The following is a 13,427-nucleotide window of genomic DNA, read 5'->3' as shown; positions in this document are numbered from 1 at the left end:
GTTCAGAGGCCCCGCTGCATCAGCTGGCCCATCAGGTCGGAGCTGCGTTGCTGGAAGCCGGCCAGTTGGTTCGGCTCCAGCCCCCCCACGGCCAGGCGGGCCACCTCATAGATATGGCGGCTGAGATCCTCCGCCAGCTGGCGGCTGGGGGAGGTGGTGTCGGCCCCGGTGATGACGGCGCCGGCCGAGAGCTTGAGCAGACCCTCCACCAGGGGATGGCGGCGGTTGACCAGCAGCACGTGGTGGTCGGGCAGACCCGGCAGCCGCTGCTCCATCAGGGCTCCCATGTCGTTGAGCCGGCGCATCTGCTCCGGCAGCAGGATCAGGGCAGCCGGTGAGCCCTCCCCCTTCAGTGACTGCACCTGGATGGTGATCCTGTTGTCAGCGAGGGCGGCCTTGAACAGGTCGCGCAGCTTCTCACCACTGTCCTTGCCCTCGGCATCGGCCAGCTCGCTCTCGGGCTCGTGCAGGCTGGCGTCGAGCTCGGCGTCGACCCGCTGGAAGCGCAGGTCGCCGTGGCGGGCCTCCAGCCAGGGGATGAACTGGGAATCGATCAGGGTGTCGGCCAGCAGCACCTCAGCGCCTTGTCCCTTCCACAGGGCCAGGGCGCCGGCCTGGCCGGCCTCATCGGTGCAGTAGAGGATCCGATCGGCGTTGTCGCCGGCCAGGCGGCCCCGGTAACCGGCCAGGGTGGTGTAGGTGCGGCCATCGGTGGCGACCGGGTCGAGGCCGGTGGCCTGCTCGCCGTTTTCTGACGGTTCGGCCGCTGCCGCGGTCGTGCCGTAGAGGATCAGATCCGCCACCTGCTCAGCGAATTTCTCGTCCTCCATGGCGCCGATCTTGATGAAGGGGGCCAGCGAATCCCAGATCTCCGCGTAGCGGGCCGGTTCGTCGCGGTACAGCTCCTTGAGCCGGTCGCCCACCTTCTTGGCCACGAAGCCGCCGATGGAGCGCACCCGCCGATCGGTCTGCAGGGCGCTGCGGCTGACATTCAGCGGGATGTCGGGGGAATCGATCACGCCCCGCAGGGGCAACAGATAACGGGGCACCACCTCCTTGATGGAATCACTGACGAACACCTGGTTGCAGTAGAGGCGGATCTCGCCCTTCTCCCAGTCGGCCCTCCCGGTGATCCTGGGGAAATAGAGAATCCCCTGCAGGTTGTAGGGATAGTCGGTGTTGAGGTGCACCCAGAGCAGGGGATCGCCCTGGAAGGGGTACAGATAGCGGTAAAGGTTGATGTAATCGTCGTCGCTGAGGTCGCGGGGGCTCTTGCGCCAGGGAGCTTCCCGCTTGTTGACCGTTTCGCCATCGAGCTGTACCGCCACCGGCAGGAAGTCGCAGTAGGTGGTGATCAGGGTGCGAATCCTGGAGGGCTCGATGTACTCCAGCTCCTCCTCCATCAGGTGCAGGATCACATCGGTGCCGGGTTCGGAGCGCTCGGTAGCCTCGAGACTGAAGTTGGGCGAGCCGTCGCAGCTCCAGCGCACCGCCTCGGCATCCTGCCTGGCGCTCAGGCTGACCAGCTCCACCCGTGACGCCACCATGAAGCTGGAATAGAAACCGAGGCCGAAGTGGCCGATGATGGCGTCGCTCTCGCTCTTGTACTTCTCGAGGAAGTCCTCAGCGCTGGAGAAGGCCACCTGGTTGATGTAGCGCTTCACCTCATCGGCGGTCATGCCGATGCCGTTGTCACTGATGGTGAGTGTTTTGGCTTCCCGGTCGATGCGGATGGCGATGGTCCCTTCAGTGCCTTCGCTGCAATCGCCGGCCATGGCGGCCATGCGGCGCTTGCTGATCGCATCCACCCCGTTGCTCACCAGCTCCCGCAGGAACACCTCATGGCCGGAGTAAACGGCCTTCTTGATGATCGGGAAGATGTTCTCGGTGTGGATCTGAATCTGGCCCTGTTCCAGCACCGTCATGACGAATGAGAAGAATCGCCCTGAACCTAAGTGGGGCGTGCGTGGTGGCTCAAGCCCAGCGAGGGTGGGGTCCCCGAACCCGCGGGCCTCAGACGCCGGGCTTCTGCAGGTCGGGCCGCTCCTCGGGCAGGATCGCCCCCGCCACCGGACACACCTGCAGGCAGATGCCGCAGTCGATGCAGGTGTCGAAATCGATCCAGTAGAAGGCGGTTCCCTTGCTGTTCGCCCCCGCTCCGGGGTGGATGCAGGCCACCGGACAGGCATCGACACAGTCGGCCACGCCCTCGCAGACGTTGGTGACGATCGAGTGGGCCATCGATGGGGAGACGCAGCGGCCGGATCCTAGGCAGCCAGCCACTTGGCACCGCGGCAGCCCCGTTCCGCCGCCAGCTGGTCCGCCGCCGCCTGGTCGGCGCAGGGCTGGGTGCAGAGCTCGGCGGCCTCGCCGCCGCCGTGCAGTTCCGCCATGCGGCGCAGGGCCGCCCCGAGCCCGGCGGCGGTGGCGCTGGCCACCAGCCAGGGACCCGGGGCCTGGCCATCAGCCGCCGCAGGAGCAGCCTCCGATTCGAGCAAGTCGCGGATGGCCTCCACGTCGAAACCGAAGCCGGTGCCGGCCGCCTCTGAGCTGCCGGAGCAGAAGCGACCCACCAGGGCGTCGTAGCGACCGCCGCTGGCGATGGCCACCGGAGCATCGGCCCCCTGGCAGACGAGCTTGAACACCAGGCCGTCGTAAAGATCGAAGTGGGGCTGGAAGGTCGGGTCGAGCTGCACCCGTACACCAAGGGCGGCGGCCGGGGTCGTGACACTGGCCAGGGTGGCGGCGAGGGACTCCAGCAGTGGCACCGGGCCGAGCCATTGCTCCAGTTGATAGAGCACCCGCACCGGCTCGCCCCGCAACCCGATCAGGGCCATCAGCCGCTGGCGCTGGCTGTCCGGCAGGGAGAGGGCGGCGAGGGCCAGGGGGTCGAAATCGGTGAGGGCATGGCGCGCCAGCGAGCGCTGCTCTTCCGGCACCTGGCTCAACAGGGCGCTGAGCAGTCCGTGGTGCCCCACCAGCAGGGTGGGCTGGTGCCGGGGCGGCAGCCCCAGGCTGGCCACGGCAGCCAGCAGCAGGTGCAGCAGCTCGGCGTCGGCGGCGGGGGAGGGCTCCCCCAGCAGCTCCACGCCACTCTGCAACTGCTCGCTGATGCGCTGGCCGCCGCCATCACCGGTGAAGCTGCGGAAGGTGGTGCCACTGGCCCAGAGCCGCAGGGGCCGCGGCCGGCCCAGCATCCGGGTGCTGGCGGCGCGGGCGATCGGAGCGGTGAGTTCCGGCCGCAGCCCCAGGGGCTCATCGGCCACCAGCCGCACCAGTTCCCGTTCGGCGATGGCGCCACCGGCCTCCAGGGTGTCGAGCCGCTCGATGGTGGGGGGCGCCACCTCCTGGTAGCCCCAGAGGCGGTACACGTTGGCCAGCAGGTCGCACAGGCGCCGGTTGCTGTCCACCTGACCCGGGTTCAGGTCCCGCGCGCCGGCGGCAGGTTGGAGGGCCATGGAGGACGGGGGTCGGGCGGGGGTGGGGGGTCGGATCCTATGGAGTGGTGGCGTCCAGTTCGGGGGCCCCGAAGCTGGCACCACTGAGCGGCCGGCAATGGGCCAGCCCTTCGATCAGGGGCTGGCGCAAAGCGGGGGTGCAGGCGATCACCCGGCCGTCGCCCAGGTCGAGGCGGCCACCGTCGTAGGCGCAGACCTGTCCGCCGGCCTCCTCCACCAGCACCACGCCAGCCACCAGGTCCCAGGGGGACAGACCCCGTTCCCAGTAACCATCGACCCGGCCGGCGGCGACGAAGGCCAGATCCACGGCGGCAGCCCCGGCCCGTCGCACCCCATGGCTGCGGTGGGTGAACCAGGCGAACTCGGCGTAGTTGTTGTCGAGGCGGTGCACCCTGTCGTAGGAGAAACCGGTGACGAGCAGGGCATCCGCCAGGGCACCGCAGTCGCTCACCTTCAGCCGGCGTTCGTTGCACCAGGCGCCCCGGCCCGGGGCGGCCCAGTAATGCTCTTCGAGCACCGGCACCTCCAGGGCACCGAGCAACGGCAGCCCCTGCCAGCTGAGCCCCACGGAGGTGCCGAAGAACGGATAGCCGTGGGCGTAGTTGGTGGTGCCATCGAGGGGGTCGACGCACCACAGCAGGTCGCCCTGGCCAGCGAGTTGGCCACTTTCCTCGGCCAGCACGGCCACGGTGGGGCTGCCGGCCGCCAGGACCGCCAGCACGGCTGCTTCGGCCGCCAGGTCGGCTTCGGTGACCAGGTTGCCCGCCATGCCCTTCTCCTTCACCTGCTCCAGCCGGCCGAAGTGGCGCCGAAGCTCGCGGCCCCCGGCCTCGGCGGCTTCGCGGGCCACCAGCAGCAACCGCTCCAGTTCGGCGGCATCCAGGCCTGAGCCCACCAGGGCCCGTTGACAGAGGGAGGTCATTCGTCGTCCAGGGGCAGACCGGGACGCACCAGTCCGCGGCCGAAGAAGCGGCCGAACTGGCGGTCGTAGACCTCATCCTCATCCTGGGTCTCCACCTCCAGCGGACCGGTGGCCCGGGCGACGCAGAGCAAGCCGTAGCCCTGCTGGCGCAGCTCCTTGGAGAGGCCGAGGGCCTCACGCTGATCGATGCTTCCCTGCAGCACCCGCACGGCGCAGGCGGTGCAACAGCCGTTGCGGCAGCTGAAGGGCAGCGGCTCGCCCTGGGCTTCGAAGCTGCGCAGGATGTACTCCCCCTCCGGCACATCGAGGCGGATGACGCGGTTGGTCTGTCGCCAGTGGACCGTGATCGGGTAACTGCGGGGCATGGGGACGTGGGCGGAGGGGAAGGTGCCGGTGGGGCGGGGAGGCGAGGTGCTGCCCCTGCTACATTGCCATCTGCCCCATTTCGCCCCTGGAGAGGTGGCCGAGTGGTCGAAGGCGCAGCACTGGAAATGCTGTATAGGGGCAACTCTATCGAGGGTTCGAATCCCTCCCTCTCCGTTATCTGAGTCGGCCCACCGGGCCGGCTTTTTTTTCGTTCGCCGCTACGCCGAAAGCCCCTTCAGCTCAGGGTCTGAAAGGGTTCCACTGGCAGCTTTGCTGATGACGACCCCAGGGCCAGGGATCAGCCGAAGCGTCCGCTGACGTAGTCGAGCGTTGACTGCTGACTGGGGGAATTGAAGATGTTTTCAGTTTCGTTGAACTCCACCAGATAGCCCACCTTGCCCGTGCCCCCTTCGACGGCCTCGGCGTTGAAGAACGCGGTCATGTCGGCCACGCGCACGGCCTGCTGCATGTTGTGAGTCACGATCATGATCGTGTAGCTGCGCTTGAGTTCGTGCATGGTCTCCTCAATCTTGAGTGTCGAGATCGGATCGAGCGCCGAGCAGGGCTCGTCCATCAGGATCACCTCCGGTTCGGTGGCGATGGCCCGGGCGATGCAGAGCCGTTGCTGCTGGCCGCCGGAGAGGGAGAAGCCGCTCTCCTTGAGCTTGTCCTTGCACTCGTCCCACACGGCCGCCTTACGCAGGGAGCGCTCCACCAGCTCGTCCATGTCGCCCTTGTAGCCGTTGATCCGGGCACCGAAGGCGATGTTCTCGTAGATCGATTTCGGGAAGGGGTTGGGCTTCTGAAACACCATGCCGATGCGGCGCCTCACCTCCACCGGATCGACCCGTTTGTCGTAGAGGTCGTGCTGATCGAAGATCACCCGGCCCTTGAGGGTGCAGCCCGGGATCAGATCGTTCATGCGGTTGAGGGCCCGAAGCACCGTGCTCTTGCCACAGCCCGAGGGGCCGATGAAGGCGGTCACCTTGCCCTTGGGCAGATCCATGTAGACGTTCTTGACCGCTTCGAAGCTGCCGTAGGAGATCGTCACGTCCTGCAGGGACATGCAGACGTCGCTGGCCACGGTGGAGGGGGAGGAAGCAGTCATGTCAGGGAGGAGGTGAATCGAAGCCGGAGGGAATGGACTGGGAACAGGTTCAGGACCGGGAGGCGTTGCTGATCCAGCGGGCCAGCAGGTTGGCTCCGAGAATCATGATCACGAGCACGAAGGAGGCGGCCCAGGCCAGCTCGTTCTGCGCTTCATAGGGCATGATCGCGAAGTTGAAGATCAGCACCGACATGGTGGCGATCGGATTGAACAGTCCTTCCGGCCAGAAGGGGGAGAACAGGGCCGTGAAGATCAGTGGGGCCGTTTCGCCGGCGGCCCTGGCGATCCCCAGCACCACGCCCGTGGCGATCGGTGTGAACGCCGCGGGCAGGGTGATCTGGGTGATGGTGACGAACCGGGAAGCCCCGACGCCGTAGGCCCCCATGCGCATCTCCTGGGGCACCAGCAGCAAGCCCTCATAGGTGGTCTTGATGACGGTGGGAAGCATCAGCACCGAGAGGGCGATGCCGCCGGCCATGGCGCTGAAACTCTGGTCGAAGAAGATCCGCGTGGTGACGATCAGGGAATAGATGAAGACCCCGCAGATGATCGAGGGCACCCCAGCAAGCACATCGTTGCCGAAGCGCACGAACTTCGAAAACCAGCCGTCCTGGGCGTATTCCGAAAGGTAGACACCACCTCCCACCCCCACCGGGATCGCGATCAGGGAGGCGATCAGGGTCACGACGATGGTGCCAAGGATCGCGTTACCGATACCGCCGCCTTCAAGGCCGGGAGCAGGGGGCAGTTCGGTGAGCAGCCGCAGGCTGAGCAGCCGGCCCCCCTGGATGAGCACGTAGATCAGCACCAGAAACAGGGGCACCACCGCCAGGGCCGCGAAAAAGGCGGCAATGGCGTTGGCGATCTGGTTGAAGCGGTTGCGCTTCAGGGCCGGGTCGTAGTGAAGGGTGAGCCGCTGCGTGAATTGACTGGTCGTTGGTGGTGTCAAGTAGGACATGGCCAGGGATCGGCGTGGGCGGTGAGCGGAGGGGGGAATGTGATCGGCTTCAGTAGCGCAGGCTGAGACGCCGCACGGTCCATTGGGCCAGCACGTTGACGACGAATGTGAGGATCATCAGCACGACGGCGGCATACATCAGCGCTGACACCTGGATGCCATCGGCTTCACCGAACTGGTTGGCGAGCATCGAGGAGATGGTGTTGCCCGGGGCCAGCAGGGACACGCTGAAGTTGAGCGAGTTGCCGATGATCATGGTGACGGCCATGGTTTCGCCCATCGCCCGGCCCAGGGAGAGCATCACGCCCCCCATGATCGATGACACCGCCGCCGGCAGGATCACGTTGAAGATGGCGCCCCAGCGGGTGGTGCCCACGCCATAGGCCCCCTGGCGCAACTCGATCGGCACCTGGTTGAGGGCATCCCGGGAGATGGCGGTGATGATCGGCAGCACCATCACCACCAGGATCAGGATCGCTGGAGCCGTGCCCGGTCCCTGGGGTTCGGTGGCGAAGAAGGGAGTCCAGCCCAGGGTGGTGTGAAGCAGCGACAGGAAGGGGCGGATCGCCGGCTCCATCACGAAGATCGCCCAGAGGCCCAGCACAACCGAAGGAATGGCGGCCAGCAGTTCCACCAGCAGGCCGATGAGGTCCCGCAGGCGCCGGGGCAGCAGATCCTCGGTGATGAAGATGGCGGTCCCCAACCCGATGGGCACGGCAATCAGCAGCGACAGGATCGCGGTGACGAGGGTGCCGTAGATGGCGATCAGGGCGCCGTACTCCTCGTTGACCGGATCCCAGGCGGAGGTGGTCAGAAACTTGAGGCCGAAGGTGGCCATGGCCTCCCTGGCGCCGCTGAACACGGTCAGGAAGATCGCCAGCAGCACGATCCCCACCGAAGCTGCCAAGACCAGTGTCAGCTGGCGGAAACCGATGTCGACCAGTTTTTCCTGGGGGGGCCGTCGCCTCAGGGTGAACGCATCGATGGGTGGGGCGCTCCTCATGCAGGGATGGTGCCAGTCGGCATGGACGTTCCACCTGATCTGAGCATGAGTTTCAGCCCCCGCGTTTAAGCTGGGTTTAACGGCCGTCAGGCTCCGGTAGCGTTGGGCCGCCATCAAGACTTCCATGGGGCGCATTGTCGGCATCGATCTGGGCACCACCAACTCGGTGGTGGCCGTGCTCGAAGGCGGCAGGCCCCAGGTCATTGCCAATGCCGAGGGGGGCCGCACCACCCCTTCGGTGGTGGGATTCAGCCGGGATCAGGAGCTGCTGGTGGGGCAGCTGGCCCGGCGCCAACTGGTGCTCAACCCCCGCAACACCTTCGCCAACCTGAAGCGCTTCGTCGGCCGCAGCTGGGACGAGCTCGACGAGGGCAGCCTGGGCGTGCCCTACAGCGTGCGCGCCAACGACCAGGGCAACGTGCGCGTCATCTCCCCAGCCACCGAACGGGAGTACGCCCCGGAGGAATTGGTGGCCTCCATCCTGCGCAAGCTGGTCGACGACGCAACGACTTATCTCGGCGAGGAGGTCGAGGCGGCCGTGATCACGGTGCCGGCCTATTTCAACGACGCCCAGCGCCAGGCCACGCGCGATGCCGGCCGGCTGGCGGGGATCGCCGTGGAGCGGATCCTCAACGAGCCCACCGCGGCCGCTCTGGCCTACGGCTTCGATCGCAGCACGGTCAAGCGTGTGCTGGTGTTCGACCTCGGCGGCGGCACCTTCGACGTTTCGGTGCTGCGCATCGCCAATGGCGTCTTTGACGTGATGGCCACCAGCGGCGACACCCAGCTGGGGGGCAACGACTGGGACCGCCGCATCGTCGACTGGGTGGCCGAAGCCTTCCTGCAGCAGAACGGCCTCGACCTGCGCCGCGACCGCCAGGCCCTGCAGCGACTGACCGAGGCCGCCGAGAAGGCCAAGGAGGAGCTCTCCGGTGTCCAGAGCACCCCCCTGTCACTGCCCTTCATCGCCACGGGGCCCGACGGCCCCCTGCACATCGAAACGACCCTGGAACGGGGCACCTTCGAAGGCCTCTGCCCCGATCTGCTCGACCGGCTGCTGCGCCCCGTCCAGCGCGCTTTGCGCGATTCGGGCCTGACGGCCGATGCCATCGATGACCTGGTGCTGGTGGGGGGCTCCACCCGCATGCCGATGGTGCAGGAGATGGTGCGCACCCTGATTCCCCGCGAGCCCTGCCAGTCGGTCAATCCCGACGAAGTGGTCGCCATCGGGGCGGCCGTGCAGGCCGGCATCCTCACCGGCGAGCTGCGCGACCTGATGCTCAACGACGTCACCCCGCTCTCCCTCGGCCTGGAGACGATCGGTGGGGTGATGAAGGTGCTGATCCCGCGCAACACCTCGATTCCGGTGCGCAAGTCGGATCTGTTCAGCACCTCGGAGGCCAACCAGTCGTCGGTGGAGATCCATGTGCTGCAGGGCGAGCGCCAGATGGCCGCCGACAACAAGTCCCTCGGTCGCTTCCGGCTCTCCGGCATTCCACCGGCCCCACGCGGAGTTCCCCAGGTGCAGGTGTCCTTCGACATCGATGCCAACGGTCTGTTGCAGGTGTCCGCCACCGACCGCACAACCGGACGCCAGCAGAGCGTCTCGATCCAGGGGGGATCGAACCTCAGCGAAGAGGAGATCAACCGGTTGCTGGAGGAGGCGGAGCGCAAGTCGGTGGAGGATCGCCGCAAGCGGGCCGTCATCGACCGCCGCAACCGTGCCCAGACCCTGGTGGCCCAGGCCGAACGGCGCCTGAGGGATGCTGCCCTGGAGCTGGGCCCCGCCGGGGCCGAACGCCAGCAGCGCGCCGTGGAGCTGGCCCTGCGCGATGTGCAGGACGTGCTGGCCCAGGACGACCCTGCCGACCTCGACCTGACCGTGAGCCAGCTTCAGGAGGCGCTGTTCGGGCTCAACCGGCGCCTGCTGGGGGAACGGCGCTCGGAGAGCGGCCCGCTCAAGGGCCTCAAGAACACCCTGGGCTCCCTCAAGGACGAACTCTTCTCCGACGACGACTGGGACGACTGGGGCGGATCGGGCCGCTCCGATCCCTGGTCCAGCCCGCCGAGGCTGCCCCAGCGGGATCCCTACCCGCTCGGACGCTTCGCCGAGCGGGAGGGTGGCTACGACGACGACCTTCCGTCCCGCCGCTGGGAGAATGGCCGCTCCTGGGATCGGCAGGAGTCCGTCGATCGCGATCTGGGCGCCGATCGTCACCGGCCGCGTCGCGGCGGTCGGGCCGATCAGGATGATCCCTGGGCCGACGGCTGAGCGTCGTGAGCCCATCCACCCGCTCCGATTCGGCGGCGACGGCCGCCCGCGACCACTGGGAGGTGCTCGGTCTGGCTGCAGGTGCCGACGCGGCGAGCATCAAACGGGCCTTCCGCCAGCAGGCCCGCCTCTGGCATCCCGACCTCAATGGCAACGATCCGGTGGCCGAAGCCCGCTTCAAGCGGGTCAACGAGGCCTATGCGGTGCTCTCCGATCCGATCCGGCGCCGCGCCTGGGAGGCCGGTGAGGGGCAGGAGAGCGCCGGCCTCGACAACGATCCCTTTGCCAGTGGCTTTCCCCAGTTCGAGGACTACCTGGCGCAGCTCTTCGGTCAGGAGCCCCGCGGCTCGCGGCGCTGGGAGGATGAGCCCGAGCCGGACGATCCGCCTGAGGCGCGCAGCGTCACCACCGCACCGGCATCGCCGCCACCGGTGATGGCCGCCACGGACGAGGAAACCCTGGTGAGCCTCACCCCGGAGCAGGCGCTCAGCGGCCAGCGGCTGGAACTGGAGTTGCGGGACGGCACCGTGGTGGAGGTCTGGACGCCCCCCCTGGCGGGGGATGGCTGGCGCCTACGGCTGGCCGGCGTGGCGGCCGGCGGCGCCGATCACTTCCTGCAGCTGCGGGTGCGAACCGAAGAGGGACTGCGCATCGATGGCCTGCGGGTGCTCTACCAGCTCGATCTCCACCCGGCCGACGCGGCCCTGGGCTGCCAGGCGGTGGTGCCCACCCTCGAGGGTCCCGTGCGGCTGCGGGTGCCCCCCGGTTCCTCCAGCGGCCGGCAGCTGCGCCTGAGGCAGCGGGGCCAGAGCCAGGGGGATCAGCGGGGCGACCAGCTGGTGGAGGTGAGGATCGTTGTTCCTGCCAAGCCCACGGAAGCGGAGGAGGCCCTGTTCCGGCGCCTGCGGGAGCTCGACCTGGAGCAGAACAGCGCCAACGAGGCCTGATCGTTACACCGGCAGCCAACGGATGAGACACTGGCCTGCGCCCCATCCATGACGATGTGACTGCCAGCGGTTCCCCCCACAAGCCGGTGCATGTCCTGCTGTTCGATCCGGGCAGTGACCAGGAGGGCATCCATTCCCTCGAACTCGGGGGCCGCACGGTGGTTCTGCTGTTCGAGGACCCTGACGATGCCGAGCGCTATGCCGGCCTTCTGGAAGCTCAGGATTTTCCGGTGCCCTGCGTTGAGGCCCTGGATCGGGAGGAACTCGAGAACTTCTGTGCCGAAGCTGGTTACGAAGCCCGCTTCGTTCCGGCCGGTTTCCTGCCCAACAGTGAAGAGGAGCGGCTGTTGATCGCGCCGCCCGAACGCAACATGGACGTCACCACCTGGAAAGAAGAGCAGGCAGCGGCGCAACAATCCGGCGCTGAGGATTCCGGCGGCCCCGGCAGTGATCCGGAGCTGGAGGCCTTCCGTCGCCGCCTTGAAGGGTTGCTGTGAGCGCGTTCGGCGGCGACAGGGGCCACCTGCTCACCGAGCGGCCCAACCCGGCCAGCGAAGACCTCGACAGGCTGCCGACGGCGTCCCTGGTGGCCTTGTTCTGTGCCAACGATCTGTTGCCCCAGCAGGCGGTGGCGGCCGCCGCGCCTGCCCTGACGGCGGCCATCGATGCGATCGCCTCTCGGCTCGCCAACGGCGGCCGCCTGTTTTATCTGGGGGCCGGCACCTCCGGCCGGCTCGGGGTGCTGGATGCGGCGGAGTGTCCGCCAACGTTCTGTAGCCCCCCTGAGCTGGTGCAGGGGGTGCTGGCGGGTGGTGCGGCGGCCCTGCTGCGTAGCTCCGAAGGCCTGGAGGACCTGCCGGACGCCGGTCGTGATGACCTCAGCCAGCGGGGCTTCGGCCCGGCGGATGCCCTGGTGGGCATCGCCGCTGGCGGAACCACCCCCTATGTTCTGGGAGGGCTCGCCCATGGCCGCGCCATCGGGGCCCTCACCGTGGCCATGGCCTGTGTGCCCTCCGATCAGGTGCCGATGCCCTGCGACATCGACATCCGGCTGTTGACCGGCCCCGAGCTGCTGACCGGCTCCACCCGGCTCAAGGCAGGCACGGCCACCAAGATGGCGCTCAACATCTTGTCCACCGGCGTGATGGTGCGCCTGGGCAAGGTCTTCGGCAACCGCATGGTGGATGTGGCGGTCACCAACAGCAAGCTGGAGGACCGTGCCCTGCGCATCCTGCGGGACCTGGCCGGGGTTCCCAGGGACGCGGGCCTGCGCTTGCTCCAGCAGACCGGGGGATCGGTGCGGCTGGCGTTGCTGATGGCGGCTTCAGGGCTGGAGGTCGAGGCGGCGCGGGCGGCCCTGGACCGCCACGGCCCCGGCCTGCGTCAGTGCCTCGATGGCCTCGGGGTCAGCCTGGTGCCGTCGTCGTCGCCTCCGGTGCCGTGAACGGTCCCCAGTAGGGGGCGGTGAACAGCTCGGTGCGGCGGCGGGTGGCCGGGGGCACCTGGGCGGCCGGTGTCATCAGCGCATCCTTCAGCGCCTGGTGGGCAGGGCTGGGGGGCCGCAGGGCCTGCACCCGCTCGGCGGCCAGGCGCACGATCTGCTGGGCCAGGGCCGCATTGGCGCGCAGATTGTCGATCACCAGCTCGACGGTCACCGCGTCGTGCATCGCGTGCCAGCAGTCGTAGTCAGTGACCATCGCCAGGGTGGCGTAGGCCATCTCCGCCTCCCGGGCCAGCCGTGCTTCGGTGTGGTTGGTCATGCCGATCACCGTGCAGCCCCAGGAGCGGTAGAGCTCGGACTCGGCCCGGGTGGAGAAGGCTGGCCCCTCCATGCAGAGGTAGGTGCCGCCGCGGTGCAGCTGGCGACCCTCCGGCATCAGGCTGTCGCCCACGTCGCCGAGCACCCGGGAGAGCACCGCGCAGTAGGGATCGGCGTTGCCCACGTGGGCCACCAGCCCCTCACCGAAAAAGGTGAGCGGCCGCTGCATGGTGCGATCAATGAACTGATCGGGCACCAGCATGTCCAGGGGACGCACGTTCTCCTGGAGCGAGCCCACGGCCGATACCGACAGGATCCAGCGCACGCCGAGGGATCGCAGGGCCCAGAGGTTGGCCCGGTAGGGCACCTCACTGGGGGTGAAGCTGTGGTGCCGGCCGTGCCGGGCCAGGAACACCACTTCCAGGTCGCCGATGCGCCCGATCCGCAGGCTGTCGGAGGGAGCACCGTAGGGGGTCTCGACGGTCAGTTCGCGGACGTCCTCCAGCCCCTCCATGGCATAGAGGCCGCTGCCGCCGAGCACCCCCAGGCGGGCGCGGGCAAGGTCGGCACTCGCCAGACCGCCGGTCTGGGGGGAGGGGGAAGTGGGCTCAAGGGTGGCCATGGAAGCGGGGTG

At 68.0% G+C, this 13,427-nt stretch carries 13 protein-coding genes and 1 tRNA gene; 5 read left to right on the top strand and 9 right to left on the bottom strand.

Annotated elements, in window-relative coordinates; all coding sequences use genetic code 11:
* Positions 1-2 precede the first annotated feature (2 nt).
* From htpG to KUG43_RS10365, 5 genes are all read right to left on the bottom strand, one after another.
* Entirely contained in the window at positions 3-1,925 is a 1,923-nt protein-coding gene (gene htpG / locus KUG43_RS10385; protein ID WP_216908739.1) for a molecular chaperone HtpG, read from the bottom strand.
* Positions 1,926-2,013: 88 nt separating this feature from the next.
* On the bottom strand, positions 2,014-2,241 hold the full coding sequence (locus KUG43_RS10380; protein WP_159816942.1) for a ferredoxin family protein: 228 nt from the start codon (positions 2,239-2,241) through the stop codon (positions 2,014-2,016).
* Positions 2,242-2,267: 26 nt separating this feature from the next.
* Entirely contained in the window at positions 2,268-3,458 is a 1,191-nt protein-coding gene (locus KUG43_RS10375) for an ATP phosphoribosyltransferase regulatory subunit (RefSeq protein ID WP_216908737.1), read from the bottom strand.
* A gap of 37 nt (positions 3,459-3,495) precedes the next feature.
* The gene (locus KUG43_RS10370; RefSeq protein ID WP_216908735.1) at positions 3,496-4,380 is read right to left on the bottom strand and encodes an inositol monophosphatase family protein; all 885 of its coding nucleotides are present in this window, start codon (positions 4,378-4,380) and stop codon (positions 3,496-3,498) included.
* The gene (locus KUG43_RS10365; RefSeq protein WP_216908734.1) at positions 4,377-4,745 is read right to left on the bottom strand and encodes a 2Fe-2S iron-sulfur cluster-binding protein; all 369 of its coding nucleotides are present in this window, start codon (positions 4,743-4,745) and stop codon (positions 4,377-4,379) included. Before KUG43_RS10365 ends, KUG43_RS10370 begins: the two co-directional genes overlap by 4 nt.
* A gap of 88 nt (positions 4,746-4,833) precedes the next feature.
* Here KUG43_RS10365 and KUG43_RS10360 point away from each other — a divergent pair.
* A tRNA-Ser gene (locus KUG43_RS10360) sits at positions 4,834-4,920 on the top strand.
* A gap of 124 nt (positions 4,921-5,044) precedes the next feature.
* On the opposite strand, the gene pstB is transcribed toward KUG43_RS10360, so the two are convergent.
* From pstB to pstC, 3 genes are read right to left on the bottom strand one after another with little or no spacing between them, the layout of a single operon-like run.
* Entirely contained in the window at positions 5,045-5,854 is an 810-nt protein-coding gene (gene pstB / locus KUG43_RS10355; protein ID WP_216908733.1) for a phosphate ABC transporter ATP-binding protein PstB, read from the bottom strand.
* A gap of 49 nt (positions 5,855-5,903) precedes the next feature.
* Positions 5,904-6,812 (bottom strand): phosphate ABC transporter permease PstA, encoded by a 909-nt coding sequence (gene pstA / locus KUG43_RS10350; protein ID WP_216908731.1) that lies wholly within the window; start codon positions 6,810-6,812, stop codon positions 5,904-5,906.
* Positions 6,813-6,861: 49 nt separating this feature from the next.
* Entirely contained in the window at positions 6,862-7,815 is a 954-nt protein-coding gene (gene pstC, locus KUG43_RS10345) for a phosphate ABC transporter permease subunit PstC (protein WP_216908729.1), read from the bottom strand.
* Positions 7,816-7,939: 124 nt separating this feature from the next.
* Between pstC and dnaK the strand changes: the two genes are divergently transcribed.
* From dnaK to murQ, 4 genes are all read left to right on the top strand, one after another.
* On the top strand, positions 7,940-10,087 hold the full coding sequence (gene dnaK / locus KUG43_RS10340; RefSeq protein ID WP_216908727.1) for a molecular chaperone DnaK: 2,148 nt from the start codon (positions 7,940-7,942) through the stop codon (positions 10,085-10,087).
* 5 nt (positions 10,088-10,092) lie between these two features.
* Complete coding sequence (locus tag KUG43_RS10335) at positions 10,093-11,034, top strand: DnaJ domain-containing protein (protein ID WP_216908725.1); 942 nt, start codon at positions 10,093-10,095, stop codon at positions 11,032-11,034.
* A gap of 86 nt (positions 11,035-11,120) precedes the next feature.
* A complete protein-coding gene (locus KUG43_RS10330) occupies positions 11,121-11,531 on the top strand; it encodes a DUF3110 domain-containing protein (protein ID WP_216908723.1) in 411 nt (136 codons plus the stop codon).
* Positions 11,528-12,478 (top strand): N-acetylmuramic acid 6-phosphate etherase, encoded by a 951-nt coding sequence (gene murQ, locus KUG43_RS10325; protein ID WP_216908721.1) that lies wholly within the window; start codon positions 11,528-11,530, stop codon positions 12,476-12,478. Before KUG43_RS10330 ends, murQ begins: the two co-directional genes overlap by 4 nt.
* Here the strand turns inward: murQ and mtnP are convergent.
* Positions 12,441-13,415 (bottom strand): S-methyl-5'-thioadenosine phosphorylase, encoded by a 975-nt coding sequence (mtnP, locus tag KUG43_RS10320; protein ID WP_216908719.1) that lies wholly within the window; start codon positions 13,413-13,415, stop codon positions 12,441-12,443. The genes murQ and mtnP overlap by 38 nt on opposite strands.
* Positions 13,416-13,427 lie beyond the last annotated feature (12 nt).

Source organism: Synechococcus sp. CCY 0621 (genome assembly GCF_019038465.1).
Classification (GTDB): Bacteria; Cyanobacteriota; Cyanobacteriia; order PCC-6307; family Cyanobiaceae; genus Cyanobium.
This window is presented reverse-complemented; position numbering and strand designations above follow the sequence as displayed.